At 71.4% G+C, this 14,959-nt stretch carries 13 protein-coding genes and 1 pseudogene; 4 read left to right on the top strand and 10 right to left on the bottom strand.

Translation table 11 applies throughout. The features are described from left to right. Nucleotides 1–290: 290 nt before the first annotated feature. Complete coding sequence (locus OG446_RS27150; protein ID WP_328898427.1) at nt 291–2,795, bottom strand: FtsX-like permease family protein; 2,505 nt, start codon at nt 2,793–2,795, stop codon at nt 291–293. After that, on the bottom strand, nt 2,792–3,616 hold the full coding sequence (locus OG446_RS27145; protein WP_328896480.1) for an ABC transporter ATP-binding protein: 825 nt from the start codon (nt 3,614–3,616) through the stop codon (nt 2,792–2,794). The genes OG446_RS27150 and OG446_RS27145 overlap by 4 nt, the downstream gene beginning before the upstream one ends. 336 nt (nt 3,617–3,952) lie before the next feature. On the opposite strand from OG446_RS27145, the gene OG446_RS27140 reads away from it, so the two are divergent. Further along, on the top strand, nt 3,953–5,299 hold the full coding sequence (locus OG446_RS27140; protein WP_328896479.1) for an SGNH/GDSL hydrolase family protein: 1,347 nt from the start codon (nt 3,953–3,955) through the stop codon (nt 5,297–5,299). Between the two features lie 664 nt (nt 5,300–5,963). Further along, a complete protein-coding gene (locus OG446_RS27135) occupies nt 5,964–6,974 on the top strand; it encodes a terpene synthase family protein (protein ID WP_443050236.1) in 1,011 nt (336 codons plus the stop codon). A gap of 305 nt (nt 6,975–7,279) precedes the next feature. Here the strand turns inward: OG446_RS27135 and OG446_RS27130 are convergent, their stop codons facing one another. Beyond that, a complete protein-coding gene (locus tag OG446_RS27130) occupies nt 7,280–7,531 on the bottom strand; it encodes a hypothetical protein (RefSeq protein WP_328896478.1) in 252 nt (83 codons plus the stop codon). 238 nt (nt 7,532–7,769) lie between these two features. Between OG446_RS27130 and OG446_RS27125 the strand changes: the two genes are divergently transcribed. Beyond that, entirely contained in the window at nt 7,770–8,273 is a 504-nt protein-coding gene (locus OG446_RS27125) for an STAS domain-containing protein (protein ID WP_328896477.1), read from the top strand. Here OG446_RS27125 and OG446_RS27120 read toward each other — a convergent pair. After that, the gene (locus OG446_RS27120; RefSeq protein WP_219574369.1) at nt 8,239–8,448 is read right to left on the bottom strand and encodes an EF-hand domain-containing protein; all 210 of its coding nucleotides are present in this window, start codon (nt 8,446–8,448) and stop codon (nt 8,239–8,241) included. The two genes, OG446_RS27125 and OG446_RS27120, sit on opposite strands and share 35 nt — an antisense overlap. Nucleotides 8,449–8,589: 141 nt before the next feature. Here OG446_RS27120 and OG446_RS27115 point away from each other — a divergent pair. Continuing rightward, nucleotides 8,590–9,222 (top strand): annotated as a pseudogene (locus OG446_RS27115) (GNAT family N-acetyltransferase); the annotation flags it as partial. Nucleotides 9,223–9,323: 101 nt separating this feature from the next. Here the strand turns inward: OG446_RS27115 and OG446_RS27110 are convergent. The 6 genes from OG446_RS27110 to OG446_RS27085 form a co-directional block, all read right to left on the bottom strand. Then, on the bottom strand, nt 9,324–10,517 hold the full coding sequence (locus OG446_RS27110; protein ID WP_328896475.1) for a YVTN family beta-propeller repeat protein: 1,194 nt from the start codon (nt 10,515–10,517) through the stop codon (nt 9,324–9,326). After that, on the bottom strand, nt 10,517–11,323 hold the full coding sequence (locus OG446_RS27105) for a polysaccharide deacetylase family protein (RefSeq protein WP_328896474.1): 807 nt from the start codon (nt 11,321–11,323) through the stop codon (nt 10,517–10,519). Before OG446_RS27105 ends, OG446_RS27110 begins: the two co-directional genes overlap by 1 nt. A 373-nt stretch (nt 11,324–11,696) precedes the next feature. Beyond that, nucleotides 11,697–12,212, bottom strand: coding sequence for an ATP-binding protein (locus tag OG446_RS27100; protein WP_328896473.1), 516 nt, complete (start codon nt 12,210–12,212; stop codon nt 11,697–11,699). A 251-nt stretch (nt 12,213–12,463) separates the two neighbouring features. Further along, the gene (locus tag OG446_RS27095) at nt 12,464–13,231 is read right to left on the bottom strand and encodes an enoyl-CoA hydratase/isomerase family protein (protein ID WP_328896472.1); all 768 of its coding nucleotides are present in this window, start codon (nt 13,229–13,231) and stop codon (nt 12,464–12,466) included. Between the two features lie 125 nt (nt 13,232–13,356). Next, nucleotides 13,357–13,800: a cold-shock protein gene (locus OG446_RS27090; protein ID WP_328896471.1), complete on the bottom strand. Its 444-nt coding sequence runs from the start codon at nt 13,798–13,800 to the stop codon at nt 13,357–13,359. A gap of 197 nt (nt 13,801–13,997) precedes the next feature. Further along, on the bottom strand, nt 13,998–14,942 hold the full coding sequence (locus tag OG446_RS27085) for a proline iminopeptidase-family hydrolase (protein WP_328896470.1): 945 nt from the start codon (nt 14,940–14,942) through the stop codon (nt 13,998–14,000). Nucleotides 14,943–14,959 lie beyond the last annotated feature (17 nt).

The raw sequence follows: 14,959 nt of genomic DNA, 5'->3' as shown, positions 1-14,959 counted from the left end.
CTCAGCGCTGGTCGGGGCCATCCCTGTTTACGCGGCGGAAGGCCCCTGGCACCTCCCTGGGACAGGGGTGGAGGTCCATGGTCGGCCAGGCCCGCTTCGACCACGCCGTCTCCGCGTGAACATCATCCCGCCCGGCGAAGCCGTCGCCCGCCACGCGAGCAGGCTCCCGGCCGCGGCCGGACCGCACGGCCACAAGCACGCCCCGGACGCCATCGTGGCCATCAAGGTCTGACGGGGCAGGCGGGGCGGGGGCCGGCACGATGCCCCGGCTCCCGCCCCGTCTGTGTGGACTACGACCAGCGGCGGAGTGCCGCCCGCGCGGGCAGCGTCATCGCGAGCAGGGTCAGGCCGCCGGCGGCTGCGGCAAAGGATCCGTACAGGAGCGGTGGTACGTAGGGTGCCTCACCGGTCATGCCGTGCATCATCGGGATCAGTGTGGCCGCGGCGATCGCCGTGCCGAGGGCGACGCCCACCGTGGAGACCAGCAGGCTCTCCCAGCGGAGCATCTGCAGGACCTGGCGCCGGGTGGAGCCGATGAGGCGCAGGGTGCCCAGTTCGCGGCGGCGGTCCAGGACCGTCATCACGAGCGTGTTGACGGCGGCGACGGCGGCGAAGCCGCCGAGGACCGCGGCCATCATGTAGTTGGACCAGGCGCCCAGCTTCGCGTCGAGACCCTGCTCGGTGGCGTAGCCGGAGGCGTCGGTGACCGCGCCCAGGGCGGTGAGCGACTTCGCCGAGCCGCCGCGTACCAGCAGCGTGCTGTCGAAGGCCGAGGTGACGTGCCCGGCCAGGGACGGCCGGTCCATGGTCACCGTGGCCAGGCCGAGACCGCGGCCGTAGACCGCGACGATCTCGGGGGCGGTCTTCGTGCCGTCCGGGAGGTAGAGCGGGAGCCGGTCGCCGACACCGGCGTCCGCCGAGTCCGCCAGGGTCCTGTCGATGGCGATGCGGCCCTTGCCGAGCCGGTCGAGGCTGCCTTCTCGTACGTCCAGGTCCTGCACCTTCGCGAGCTCGGCGCCGGAACCGGTGACGCCCTGGACCGCCGCGCCCTGCAGCGCCTTGAACTCCCCGGAGCCGACCGGCACCAGCACCTGGGTGTTCAGCAGTCCGACGGCCGTCTCCACACCCGGCGCGCGGGCGGCCAGGGCCGCCGCGTCGACCGGGAGCCCGGCGGGGTCCGTGACCACGTGGTCCGCGGTGATGCCCGCCCGCAACTGCTTGTCGGCGGCGTGGTTCTCGCTCGTGTGCATGAAGACGAGGGTCGAGGAGAAGGCCGTGGCCAGCACGATCGGAGTGATCGCGGAGGCGAGCCGGCGGGCGTTGGTACGGGAGTTGGCGGCCGCGAGTCCGGCGGCCGGGCCGGCGCCGCGCAGCGGGAGGCCGAAGAGGCCCGCGCACACACGCGCCACGAGAGGGCCGAGCAGCCCGACGGAGAGCATGAAGAGCATGACGACGCCGAGCGCGGCGCCGGCCGCGTCGTCCCCCGTGGAGTTGGCGGAGACGCCGGTGAGAATCGCGCCTCCGACGAGGGCGCCGAGACCCAGTACGGTCCGGACCACACCGGGCCGCAGCCGTTCCACGGACGCTTCGGACAACGCCTGTCCCGGCTTGATCTTCGCGGGCCTGCGGCCGGCCGCCCAGCCCGCGCCGAGCGCGGTGAGCAGACCGGTGCCGACGGCGGCGAGGATCGGGAGCCCGGACACGTGCACCTGCACGGCCTGCGGGATCGCACCGCGGTCCTGCAACTGCCCGAACCACCAGTGGGCGAGCCCGATGCCGGGCAGGCAGCCGATGATCCCGGCGAGCGGCGCGACGAGCAGCGCCTCGGCCGCGACCGCGCGGCGGATCTGGCGCGGGGTGGCGCCGATGGCGCGCAGCAGCGCGAACTCACGGGCGCGCTGGGACACGGACAGGGTCACGGTTCCCGCGGCGGTGAAGACGGCGACGATGGTGGCGATGCCGCCGAAGGAGGCGCCGATCCCGACGAGCGTGTCCTTGGCGTAGCCGAGGCCCGGGTCCTCGATGGCGCCGCGGTCGTCGCCGACGTGCACCTGGGCGCCGGATCCGGCCAGGGCCTTGCTCACGGAGCCCGCGAGCGTGTCGGCATCGGTGCCCTGCTGCGCCAGGACGGCGATGGCGTCCGCCTTGCCGGGGTGGCCGGCGAGCGTGGGTGCCTGCGCGTCGGCGAACCAGGCGAGGGCGCCCGCTGTGCCGGTGTTCCGGGCGGTGTCCCCTGGCCCGGCCTCGGCGAGGCCGGCGACGCGGAAGTCCTGCTGCCCGGCGGCGGTCCGCAGGGCGACGGTGTCGCCGACGGCTGCCTTCGCGGCGCGGGCGGCGGCGGTGTCGAGGACGACCTCGCCGGTCCGGGGCGCGGTCCCGGAGGTGAGCGCGGTGCCGGTGAAGGCGTGCGCGCCCCAGCCGTGCGCGGTGAGCGCGCCGCCCCCGGCCCGCACCGGGAAGGTGTGGTCCGCGACGGCCGTGGCCACGCCCGGCGCGGCGGCGGCCCTGTCGGCCAGCGCGGCGTCGACCCGTGCGGTGTCCGGCAGCGGGACCGCTTCTTCCTCGCGGTCCTCGCCGCTGCCCGTCACGACGTACTCGTACTGGTCGGCCGCCGCGACGACCGGCGCCTGCGCGTACCGTTCCGCGGGCACCGACGCGCGCAGGCCGGTCTCGAGGAGGATGCCGCAGGCCGTGACGATCAGCGCGGACATCATCAGCGCGACGAAGGTCCCGGCGAACGACGCGGGCTTGAAGCGGACGGCTGCCCGGGCGAGCCCGTTGGGGACGATCCTCATGCCCATGCCCCCACCGTCGTGTCCGGGCGGGAGGTACGGGCGGTGAGCGCCGTCATCCGGGCCGCGATCCGCTCCGGCGTACCCCGGTCGAGGCGGTCGGCGAAGGAGCCGTCGGCGAGGAACAGTACGCGGTCGGCCCAGGCGGCCGCGGCCGGGTCGTGGGTGACCATGACGACGGTGGCACCGAGGGTGTCCACGGCGTGCCGGAGCAGGCCGAGGACCTCGGTGGCCGTGCCGGTGTCGAGGGCTCCGGTGGGCTCGTCGGCGAAGACCACGTCGGGGCCGGTGATCAGGGCGCGGGCGATGGCCACGCGCTGTTGCTGGCCGCCGGAGAGCTCGCCGGGGCGGCGCTTCGCCTTGTCGGCGAGCCCGACCTGGGTGAGCATCGCGGCCGCTCTGCCGCGGTCCTGGCGCCGACCGGCCAGACGCATGGGCAGCAGCACGTTCTGCTCCACGGTGAGGGAGGGCAGCAGGTTGAATGCCTGGAAGACGAAGCCCAGGCGGCTGCGGCGCAGTTCGGTGAGCTCGTTCTCGCCCATGCCCGTGATCTCCGTACCGCCCAGGCGCACGGAGCCCGCCGACGGCCGGTCCAGGCCCGCGGCGCACTGCAGGAACGTGGACTTGCCGGACCCGGACGGGCCCATGACCGCGGTGAAGGTGCCGCGCGGGAGGGCGAGGTCGACGCCCGCCAGTGCGTGCACGGTGCCCGCGCCGCGGCCGTACTGCCGCCGGACATCGCGCAGTTCGACGGCGAGACCTGGAGTGCCCGGGGCGTCCGGGCGTTCGTCCGTCTGCTGCTGCTTGCCGCTGCGTAGCCTCATGCTCTGCCCTTCGCGATGCTCGTGCTGACGGGATGGAGCGTGCGGGAACGGACGGGCGGCGGGCGTCATACCCGGGAGCCAATGTGTGGGTGCTACCGCGGTAGGGGGCGGAGGAGGACGGGGCGGATCCGATGTGCGCGACCGGCCGAGGAGGGCCCGACCCCCGATGTGTCGAAACATTTCGAATGATTGACCGCAACTATCGGAGGGACTAGCCTGCCGCGTGGTCCGGCGGGCGCATGGATGGGGATGCCGTCCGCGTACATGGACGCTTTGCGCTTGATCGCGCTTCCCCGGCGCAATCCCGTTTCCCCACCGCACAGAGGGAACACATCCATGAACCGAAGATCGTCACTGATCAGCCTGCTCACCGCGGGAGCGCTCTTCGCCTCCCTGACCGCCACCTCGCCGGCGCTCGGGGCCGGCGAGGGCGCAGGGGCGGACCACGCTCCCGGGCCCCGGGAGCGGAACGCGCACTGGGTGGCCGCGTGGACGTCGATGCCGCAACTGACGGAGCCGTCCAACATGCCGCCGGCGCCGTTCACCCAGGACGACGCCGTCCTGACGGACACGACGTTGCGACAGACCGTCCACGTCTCGGCGGGCGGCGACCACATCCGGCTGCGGTTCTCCAACGCGTTCGGCGGCGCGGTGCTGCCGATCACCAAGGTGTCCGTGGCGCTGCCGCTGGACGGCCGGGCGGGCACCGGCGCCATCCGGGAGGGAACCACGCGCAGGGTGACCTTCGGGGGCGGCTCCTCGGTGGCCGTCCCGGCCGGCGCGCAGGCCGTCTCCGATCCGCTGGACTTCCGGCTGGCACCCGGTTCCAACCTGACGGCCACGGTCTACCTGGCCACCGGTCAGGCGTCCACCGCCCTCACCTCGCACCCCGGTTCCCGTACGACCTCCTACCTCCGGTCCGGGGACCACGTCCAGGATCCGGATCTGCCCGGGGCCACCACCACGGACCACTGGTACCTCCTCAGCGGCGTCGAGGTCTGGTCCAGGAGCGACACGTCGGCGACGGCCGTGCTCGGCGACTCGCTGACCGACGGCCGGGGTTCCACCACCAACGGGAACGACCGCTGGCCCGACGTGCTCCAGGAGCGGCTGGCAGCCGGTGCGGGCCCGGTGCGGACCTCGGTCGTCAATCAGGCGGCCGGCGGGAACCGCCTGCTCAACGACGGCCTGGGCCCGAACGGACTGGCCCGGCTGGACCGCGACGTACTGTCCCAGAGCGGCGTCGACCGACTGATCGTCTTCGAGGGCGTCAACGACCTCGGGACGGCGCCCGCCACCCCCGCCGCCCAGAAGCAGGCGGCGGACGACGTCATCGCGGCGTACGACCAGATCATCACCCGGGCCCACGCCCTGGGGATCCGGGTGTACGGGGCGACGCTGACGCCCTTCGGCGGCAACACCGGCTACGACGACGCGGAGGGCTACCGCGAGGGCGCCCGCCAGGCGGTCAACGCCTGGATCCGTACCGGCGGCCGCTTCGACGCGGTCATCGACTTCGACCGTGCCGCGCGCGATCCGCACAACCCCCGTGCGCTGCACCCCTCGTTGGACGTCGGCGACCATCTCCATCTGAACCCCGCGGGCTACCGGGCCCTGGCAGGCGCCGTCCCCGCCCGTCTGTTCCGCCCCTCTCCGCTCCCGGCGGGCTTCGGCTACAACTGACCGGCACACAAAGGCGGCCCGCGCACCCGTGAAGGGTGCGCGGGCCGTCCGTTTCCGGAAACCGGGCGGCATGCTTCCGGCCGAGTGATCAGCCGAAGCCGAGCACCACCCGGTGACGCCGAACGAAACCCCAGAAGTGCGCCAACTTCCCATAAGTGACCAGGTGTTCAGGAAGAACGCACATTTTCGGTCACCAGCGGCTTCCCTCCTCCGCATACTGGGAGTTCACTGGTCGTGACGAGTGGTGACGCGATCGCCGTGCACGTCAGACGGTGCGCGCTGCCCCGGGCCCGCGGGGCCCACTGCTGCGGCCCGGCCCTGCGGAGGAAAGAGGACAGCGATGACAGCCGCCCCTCCCGTGACGCCTCCCCGGCGGGATCCGGCCGTCCGGCCCGGCCATGGCGCACGAAGAGCGCCACGGGTCGACCGTCGCGACCGTCCGCCCCGCCGGACCTGATCGCTCCTGCGGCGACCGCCGCAGCATGCGGATCCCGGCGTAGCGCTCGTTTCCGACGCCGGTGCGGACAGCTGTCCCCCGATGACACGGCTTTGTCGAAGCGCCGATCGACAACCTCGCGTTCACCGTCTGCCGCTCCGGCCTGTGCGTGCGCGGACCTCTCGCGCATCCCCCTTCCCTGTTCGTACCTTTCAGACGAGGTGCACCATGAGAAAATTGGCGCTTCCAGAATTCCACATGCCGTTCGAGAGCGCGGGATGTCATCCGGGAGTCGAGCAGACCCGAAAAGCCGCCTGGGAATGGGCGGAGGCCAGCGATCTCGTCCTGTCGCCGGTCGCCCGTAAGAAGATGATCCGGACCCGCCCCGAACTCTGGATATCCCTGATATTTCCCGAGGCGTCACAGAAGCACCTCGACCTCTTCTGTCAGTGGCTGTTCTGGGCCTTCCTCGTCGACGACGAGTTCGACGACGGCCCGGCCGGCCGCGACCCGCGGGTGTGTGCGCGCGCGATCGCCCGCCTCGTGGACGTGCTCGACGGCGCACGGGCACCGGTCGGCGCCATGGAACACGCCCTGGACGAACTGCTGGTCCGCACCTGCACGGACCGGCCGGTGCACTGGGTCCGGCAGTTCCGCCGCGACACGGCCGCCTGGCTGTGGACGTACTACGCGGAGGCGGTCGACCGGGCCGCCGGGCACGTCCCGAGCACGGCCGACTTCGTCAAGCACCGTCGCGATTCGGTGGCCATGCAGCCCTTTCTCGATCTGCACGAGATCACGGCGGGAATCGACCTGCCGGAATCCGCCCGGAGCCTCCCCGCCTATATCGCGCTGCGCAATGCGGTGGCCGACCATTCGGGGCTCTGCAACGACATCTGCTCCTTCGAGAAGGAGGCCCTGCTCGGATACGAGCACAACACGGTCCGGCTGATTCAACGGGACCGCGGCGGCACGCTCCAGGAGGCCGTCGACGAAGCCGGGATTCTACTGTCCCGCATTGCCGACCGGGTCCAGCGGGCGGAGAAGGAACTGGTCGAGGAGATGGAGGCGGCGGGAATCGAGGGTCTGCCGCGCGTCGCCCTGGAGCGCTGCGTCCGGGACTACCGGGGGCTCGTCCGGGGCGACTTCGACTACCACGCACGGGCGGAGCGCTACACCCGCCCCGACCTCATGGAGATCGACGAACAGGCCTCCATATCCCGGAACTTCGCCGCCTGACGGGACGCACACCACGGACCCACCCGTTCACCACAGCGAGTTCCGGCCAATTGTCGCCGATGCGGCGCGCGGCTTTCCGGCCGCTTCCCAGCGGCCGGAAAGCCGCGCGGCCCGAACCGGCCACCGTGCGCCGGCGCAACCTCCGGAACCGGCCGCCGGGGACACGGTCACCGAGTGCCGATCCAGTGGGGGTCCGGTACGACGATCAGCATCGCCGACACCGGCACGACCGCCCCCAGCGCGGCCGCTTCACCCCGGGCGGAACGGTGGGCGCCCGCCGGATCCGCGTCCCCGGCCAGTCGCCGTCACGCCGGCGGCGCCAGGGCGCTCACCACGGCCACCGGCACCAGCTCGGCCGGCAGGGTGCGCGCCCGTATGCCGAGGTGAGAACGGCGTCCGCCGGAAGCCGGCGCAGTGGCGCTGCACGCGCCGGGCATGCCCAGCTCGCCGGTGCCGTGCCCCATGGCGGTGGCGCCCAGCAGCGCGGCCGCCGCAGCGGCCACGGCCAGGAGGCCGGTCAGCGTCACCGCGAGCACGGCGGACGGCCGCGGGCACACGGGACGGGATCATCACCCCCCTGACTGACAACCACACAAATCGCCTACCGCTGTCCATGTGAACGGCGGCCGTTCACCCGGAAGGAGGTATTGGGGAATGCGCGAACGTTTCTGCGTCGCCACGTGGCGGACCCTCGGGTTAGGTTCACCGACTGTCACCTCACCGACCGTCCCCCACCGACTGTCACGCGGGCCCGGGTACGTCCTCGGGGCCCGGCGCTGCGAGGAGAGGCATCAGATGACCGAGACGCCGGCCCCCACGGCAACCCCCGTGCCGGCCCTGCTGCCCGAGCCGTGCGGCCGGGTGTACCGCCGGGACGGATGCACGGTGGTGGCGCTGCGCGACGAGATCGACATCGCGACCGCCGCACTCATCGCACCGGCCCTGGACGACGCGACGGCGGACGGCTCGCCCCGGCTGGTGGTCGACCTGTCGGAGGTGAGCTTCCTCGACTGCTCGGGGCTGTCGCTGCTGTGCCGGGCCCGTCGGCGTGCGCTGGACCGCGAGGGGCGGTTCTGGCTCGTCTGCGCCTGCCCGCGGATCCTGCGCCTGCTGCGGGCCGGCCGGCTGCACGACGTGTTCGGCCCGGTGGCGACCCCGGACGAGGTCTTCCGTACGGCGGAAACCGTGGCACCGGCCGTTTCCCGAGCGCGCCCGGAGTGCCGTTCCGCGGCCCCCGGCCTGTCGGCCGGGGGTCCTCCGGGCGTCAGTTCTGCGCGGCCCAGAACTCGTCGAACGTGAGGAGCCCGTCCCCGTTCGCGTCGTGCGAGTTGATCACGGCCTGGGCGACCGTCTCGGTGACGTAGGGGTCACCCAGCTGAGCCATGACGCTCTTGTACTCGACCGCCGAGATCAGCCCGTCCCCGTTCAGGTCGTACCGCTCGAACGCCTTGCGCGCCGACTCGATGTCCGCCACTTTTCCGCCCCTTCGTATGACTGTCTGACGGAGGCCAGATTAACGGGCGCGACGGATGGCCCCGGCGGCGGCCGGTCGTCGATCATGGAGGGGCCGCCCACCGCCCGGTGGGCGGTGGCCCAGCGGGGAGTACACGGCGCGATGAGTGAGGCACTGGCACGGATCCTGGACGCCGCGGCGCACGGGCGGTTCCCGCCGCCGGACGGGTCCACGACCGTGGTGCGGCAGCCGAACGCCCGGGATGCCGGGGTGCTGGCCTTCACGGCGCACTCGGTGGTCTTCACCGACGAGGACCCGGCGTGGGTGCGCGAGACGCTCGCCGCCACCGCGGGCGACGCACTCGCCGCGACGATGAATCCGGGTTTCCTGGGTGCCCTGATGGCCCGGACCGGCCGGCACATGAACACGATCGACCTCCTCACGGTCGCACCCGCGCTGCCGGGCACCCCGGACCTGGAGCTGCGGGAGATCCGCGACCCGGAACACCCCCGGGTCGCACGGGCGATGAAGTTCCGCGACGAGGTGCGGGTCTGGGGGACCGAGGGCGGCGTACTGATCCTCGGCCGAGGGGTCGCCGGGCGGTGGGAGACCGCCATCGAGGTGGCCGAGGAAGCACGTGGGCGGCGGCTCGGCGAGCGGCTGGCACGCGCGGCCCGGCAGCTGGTGCCGGACACGGTGGTGTGGGCGCAGCAGTCGCCGGGGAACGCCCGCAGTGTGCGGACGTTCCAGGCGGCGGGCTACCGGCCGGTGGGGTCGGAGGCCCTGCTGGTCGCGGGCCAGGGTCTTTCGCCCGGATCAGGCCGGGCTCGCAGGGTCCGGCCCGATCCGAACGAAGGGCCCTCGGTCACCGGCCGCGGGGAGACGGCCGGACGCCCTCAGCGGAAGACGCCGGTGTGGCCGAGCGAGTAGCGCCCCGGCTGTGGGTAGACGGCGAGGCCGTGCGGTCCGCTGCCCACCGGAATCCGGGCCAGCTGCTTGCCGGTGGTGGTGTCGATCGCGTACACCTCGGCGTCGTAACGCCCGGACAGCCACAGGACCTTGCCGTCCGCCGAGACCCCGCCCATGTCCGGGCTGCCGCCGTTCGGCAGGTGCCACTTCTTGGCCAGCTTCTTCTGTGCGAAGTCGAACACGGAGACCGAGCCTTCGCCGCGGTTGGAGATGTACATCTCCTTCGCGTCGCGGCTGACGTAGAGCCCGTGGCAGCCCTTGCCGGTGGGCAGCAGCTCGGGCGTGGTGAACTTCTTCCCGTCCAGCACCCACATGCCGTTGGCCATCATGTCCGCGATGTAGAAGGTGCTGCCGTCGGGGGACAGTTTGACGTCCTGCGGCATCGCGCCCTTGAACGGCAGTTTCTGCTGGCCCACGATCTCCATCTTCGCCGTGTCGACCTTGAGGAGTTCGCCGGAGAACTCGCAGGAGACGATGAAGTACCGGCCGTCGGCGGAGAAGTCGGCGTGGTTGACGCCCGCGCAGCTCACCGGGACGGTCTTGGCCGTCTTCATGGTGTGCGCGTCGCGGAAGACCAGTTCGCGGTCCATCGAGGCCATCACGATGGAGTACTTGCCGTTCGGCGTGAAGTAGAGGTTGTACGGGTCGGAGACGTCGACCGTCTTCCCCGCCTTCCCGGTCGCCGGGTCGATGGCGGTGAGGCTGTCCCCGACGTCGTTGTTGACCCAGAGGGTCTTGAGGTCCCAGGACGGGACGACGTGCTGAGGCTGGCGGCCGACCGGGATCGTCTCGATGACCTTGTACGTGGCGGGGTCGATGACGGACACGGTGTCGGAGTTGGTGTTGGGCACGTACACCCGGGACGGGAAGTCCTTGACGACCGGCGACAGCTTTCCCGGGGCGTCGGCCGCGTACACGTTCCTGGCGTCGAGCACCGGAGGCATGCCGGGCAGTCCCGGCGGGGCGGGCGGGGTGACGCGCTTCGGCCGGGCGGGCGGGGCGGCGGCCTCGGTGGGGGCGTCGGACGCCCCCTTGTCGGCGGGGGCGGTGCCGCAGCCGGTGAGGACGGCGAGCAGGAGACCGCCGCACAGCGCCGCGGTGCGTGAGATGGAGAGGGACATCAGGTCAGCAGCTCCGTGGTCGTCACCGCACGCAGTCGGCGGCGGTCGAGTTCGGTGAGGAGGAGGGGCAGGGCGGCGACCGTGTCCGCATAGCCGAAGTGCATGCTCACCACCGATCCGTTGCGGATCTCCCCGGCCACCTTGCGGGTGACGGCCGCGGCGCCGGGCGAGGTGAAGTCGAGGGAGTCCACGTCGTACGAGAGGACGTGCGGGTATCCGGCCCGGACGGCGAGCCGCTGGACGAGCGGGGTGGCGTACTGGGTGCGCGAGGGACGGAACCAGGTGCCGATGGAGCCGGTGAGCCGGCGCAGCCGCTGGGCGCAGTCGCTGATCTCCGCGTACGCCTGCGTCTCGTCCATCGAGGAGATGTCGAGGTGGCGCTGGGTGTGGTTGCCGAGGTCGTGGCCGCCGTCGAGGATCCGGCGGGCCATCTCGGGGTGCTCGTCCAGCCAGCTGCCCACGGCGAGGACGGTGACCCTCGCCCCGGCGCGTTCGGCCTCGCCGAGGACGGTGCGGGCGACGGCGGGATCGCCCTGGCCGTGGAAGGTGAGGGCGACGCGGGCCCGGTCGCGGGGACCGTGGTCGATCTGTACGGGCTGCCCCGGGATGCGGTGCGGGGTGGGCGCGGGGGCGTGTGCGCCGGTGGTGGCGGCCCGCCTCTGCGGTTCCGGGCGGGTGGGCGCTGTCGCCGGTGGACCGGCGGAGTCCGGGTCCGCACAGCCGGTGGCGAGGGCGGCCGCGAGGGCGGCGCCGGCTCCGGCGCGCAGGGCGCTGCGGCGGTGCACCGGTCGGTCGGGGGCATTCATGCGCAGAACATTAAGTGTGCTGTGTCAGGAAAATAACAAATGACCCACCAAGGCCGCCGAAGGTCACACGGATGCGCACGACCACGCCCGACCGATCGATGAATCACTCGCGAGATCCCATATGCACGCACTGATTGCCAGGTGAGTGACCCAGAACACCTGCGATTCAGCGACGCAATACCCTACTTTGTCCATTACATCCATAATTACGACTTTGGCGATGGTGTCATCCGTCTGCCATAGTCGGGAACACGACCCTCCATTGACCCGGGCCAGGTCGTCATCAGCGGCCGTGAACACACCCCCCATTTCACGGTCCCCACACAGAAGCCCCCGCAGCGCCGCACCCCGGCCGACCGGGGGCTTCTGTGCGTCAGCGGTCGGAGATGCGCATCTCGAACCAGGTGGTCTTGCCCCGCGGCAGCAGGTCGACGCCCCACCGGTCGGAGAGCTTGTCGACCAGGAAGAGCCCGCGCCCACTGATGTCCATCTCCTGCACGGGCATCAGACACGGCAGTCCGCGCGAGGGGTCACGCACCTCGATCCTGATCCAGCCGCGCCGGCGCATCATCCGTAACCCGAAGACCCTGGCGCCGGTGTGCCGCACGGCGTTCCCGACAAGTTCGGACACCAGCAGAACGGCATGCTCCGCGGTCTGCGGGGAAAGCGACCACTGACGCAGCACCACACAGGAGGTGAGCCTGCGGGCCGTGGCCGCGGACTCCGGGCGGGAGGGCAGCCGGACTTCGTCCTCCGTCGGATTTCCGAACAACTCCAGCGCTTTGAACGCCTGTTCGTCCTCGACGGCCGGCATCCTCCGTGCCGCTGTCGCGCTGCTGCGCTGTCGCGGCTGCTCCACACCCTCCAGGCCCGCCATGGACACCATCATGGCTGCACAGCGGGCGTTCCGTGGCCGTTCCCCGGGAATCCCTGACCCGGAATCAGACATTCCGCAGAGGGCTCCAGGCATATGCCAGTGGCAGAATGCACGGTCGGACGCCCATCCTGACCTGCACGAACACCCCGTCCGAACGGGTTTGCCAGGAGCGATGGGAGGCTGAGCCTTAAGGTTGCCTTAAGGCTCAGCTAATCCGCCCACACGGATGAACGCCTGCTCTCGCGTTCCCAACTGGCGTTCGGTCAGAGGAATTTGGCCTTGCCCGGTCCCTCTTCCACAAAGCTGCGCATTCCGCGCTCCCGGTCCTCGGTGGCGAAGAGGCCGGCGAACCAGGTCCGCTCGATCGTGAGGCCGGTATCGATGTCCGTCTCCAGTCCCGCGTCGACGGCCTCCTTGGCGGCGCGCAGCGCGAGCGCCGGGCCCTTCGCCAGCTTGGCGGCCCAGGCGTGCGCCTGCTCGTACACCTCGGCTGCCGGGACCACACGGTCCACCAGCCCCATGGTCAGGGCCTCCTCCGCCTTCACGTGGCGGCCGGTGAAGATCAGGTCCTTGGCCTTGGCGGGACCCACCAACCGGGCCAGGCGCTGGGTGCCGCCCGCGCCCGGGATGAGCCCGAGCATGATCTCCGGCTGCCCCAGCTTGGCGTTGTCGCCGGCGATCCGGAAGTCCGCGCAGAGGGCCAGTTCGCAGCCGCCGCCCAGTGCGTAGCCGGTGACGGCGGCGACGACGGGCTTGGGGATCCGCGCCACCGCGGTGAAGGAGTCCTGCAGCGCCTTGGACCGTACGACCATCGCCGCGTGGTCCATCGCCTGCATCTCCTTGATGTCCGCGCCGGCCGCGAACACCTTCTCGCCGCCGTAGAGCACCACGGCACGCACGTCGTCGCGCCGGGACGCCTCTTCGGCGAGCTCGCGCAGCCGGTCCTGGGTGGCGACATCCAGGGCGTTCATCGGAGGACGGTCCAGCCGGATCGTGCCGACGCCGCCGCTTACTTCGAGGGTTACGGTCATGCAAGGCAGGTTAACCGGCGCTAACACCGGCCCGGACGGCCCGGGGCCGGTGCGGTTAGTCACAGCCGTGCAGCAGCGCGAAGGCCCGGGACCGTCGTCCCGGGCCATGGCGTGCGACTACCCGTTCAGCCCTCGATCCAGCCGTGGTTCTTGGCGAACTGAAGCATCCCCTGGCGTACCTGGAGGATGTGCGCCGCGGTGAGCCCGGGGGCCGATTCCAGCAGTACTTCCGTGACGTCCCGTACGTACTCCTCCGCGTTGAGCACATCGCACAACACGTCGTCACCGTCCGCGGCCTGCCTGCTCAGAGGCTCGGAGCGCTGCGTGAAGACCGAAGCCGGAACCGGCGCGGCCGCGATGCCGCCGCCCGCGGCCGGACGCACCGAGGACGCCTTCAGGCCCCGGTCGCCCTGCTCGATCTCGAACTCGACCATGAGGCCGGGCCGGAGCACCTCCTCGGCCATGCGAAGGTCGTTCACGTGCAGGAAGACGTCCTCGCCCCCATGGTCGGGAGCGATGAACCCGTAACCCTTCGCGCTGTCGAAACGCACCACGCGACCAATGACCATGGGAAACACCCTCTCAACGAGTCCCGGACCCCTGTCCGGGACACCCCTGTCGCAGCAGGCCGCCCGGACCTCGTACACCCACTCCGGACACACCTTGCGACTACCTGACCGCCGGCGTCCCGGATGTTGTCGCCCTTCAGGCGGCATCCGGGGTGTTCGCCGCAGCGGCACCACTGCCGGTCCTTACTCTATGCGGCCTACGGCCGGTCGGACAGGGCTGAGGGCCCCTGCTGTCCCGTCGGCGGGTCCACCTCGTCGAGGAAGGTCCGCATGACCTGACGGAAGTGCTCCGGTTCCTCGAGATGCGGCAGGTGGCTGGACTCCTCGAACACCTCCCAGCGCGCTCCCGGAATGAGGTCCTGGAACGGCTGGACCGTCGCGGGGGTGGCTTCGTCGTGACGGCCGGAGATCAGCAGGGTGGGCACCTCGACGTCGGGACAGACGTCGATGACCGACCAGTCGCGCAGCGTGCCGTTCACATGGAACTCGCTGGGGCCGTTCATCGCGTAGTAGACGGTCGGGTCGTTGTACACCTCGTAGAACGAGGCCAGGTAGTCACGGGGCCAGGGCTTGAGACGGCAGACGTGGCGCTCGTAGAACGTGCGCATGGCCGCGTGGTACTCGTCCGACTCGGTGGTTCCGGCAGCCTCGTGCCTGAGCAACGTGTCGTTGACACCGGGTGGCAGCTGGTCCCGGAGGACCTTGGCCTCCTGGAGCCAGAGCGGATAGGAGGCCGGCGAGTTGGCGATGACCAGTCCGCGCAGACCGGCCGGACGCGCCGCGGCATGGTGCGTGATGAGCATGCCGCCCCAGGACTGGCCGAACAGTACGTAGTTGTCGGCGATCCCGAGGCCCGTCAGGAGGTTGTCGAGCTCGGCGGCGAACAGGTCCACCGTCCAGAAGTCCGGTCCCCGGTCCGGCAGATGGGTCGAGCCGCCGTTCCCGATCTGGTCGTAGTGCACGACGGACCAGCCGTCGTCGGCCAGGTCGGAAAGGTTCTGCAGATAGTCGTGGGTGGATCCCGGCCCTCCGTGCACGACGACGAGCGTGGGCCGGTCCGAGCGAAGGTCGCCCGTCACCCGGTACCACGTCTCGTGCTCGCCGAACGGCAGGGTTCCCTTGGCGCTGGGTGCCACGGTCACGTCACTTCGCCTCGCTT

This window comes from Streptomyces sp. NBC_00236 (assembly GCF_036195045.1).
Classification (GTDB): domain Bacteria; phylum Actinomycetota; class Actinomycetes; order Streptomycetales; family Streptomycetaceae; genus Streptomyces.
This window is presented reverse-complemented; position numbering and strand designations above follow the sequence as displayed.

Excerpts from the sequence above, each read along its gene's own strand:
- OG446_RS27150 (WP_328898427.1), bottom strand. The coding sequence starts at position 2,795 with ATGAGGATCGTCCCCAACGGGCTCGCCCGGGCAGCCGTCCGCTTCAAG.
- OG446_RS27145 (WP_328896480.1), bottom strand. The coding sequence starts at position 3,616 with ATGAGGCTACGCAGCGGCAAGCAGCAGCAGACGGACGAACGCCCGGAC.
- OG446_RS27140 (WP_328896479.1), top strand. The coding sequence starts at position 3,953 with ATGAACCGAAGATCGTCACTGATCAGCCTGCTCACCGCGGGAGCGCTC.
- OG446_RS27135 (WP_443050236.1), top strand. The coding sequence starts at position 5,964 with ATGAGAAAATTGGCGCTTCCAGAATTCCACATGCCGTTCGAGAGCGCG.
- OG446_RS27125 (WP_328896477.1), top strand. The coding sequence starts at position 7,770 with ATGACCGAGACGCCGGCCCCCACGGCAACCCCCGTGCCGGCCCTGCTG.
- OG446_RS27110 (WP_328896475.1), bottom strand. The coding sequence starts at position 10,517 with ATGTCCCTCTCCATCTCACGCACCGCGGCGCTGTGCGGCGGTCTCCTG.
- OG446_RS27105 (WP_328896474.1), bottom strand. The coding sequence starts at position 11,323 with ATGAATGCCCCCGACCGACCGGTGCACCGCCGCAGCGCCCTGCGCGCC.
- OG446_RS27100 (WP_328896473.1), bottom strand. The coding sequence starts at position 12,212 with ATGATGGTGTCCATGGCGGGCCTGGAGGGTGTGGAGCAGCCGCGACAG.
- OG446_RS27095 (WP_328896472.1), bottom strand. The coding sequence starts at position 13,231 with ATGACCGTAACCCTCGAAGTAAGCGGCGGCGTCGGCACGATCCGGCTG.
- OG446_RS27090 (WP_328896471.1), bottom strand. The coding sequence starts at position 13,800 with ATGGTCATTGGTCGCGTGGTGCGTTTCGACAGCGCGAAGGGTTACGGG.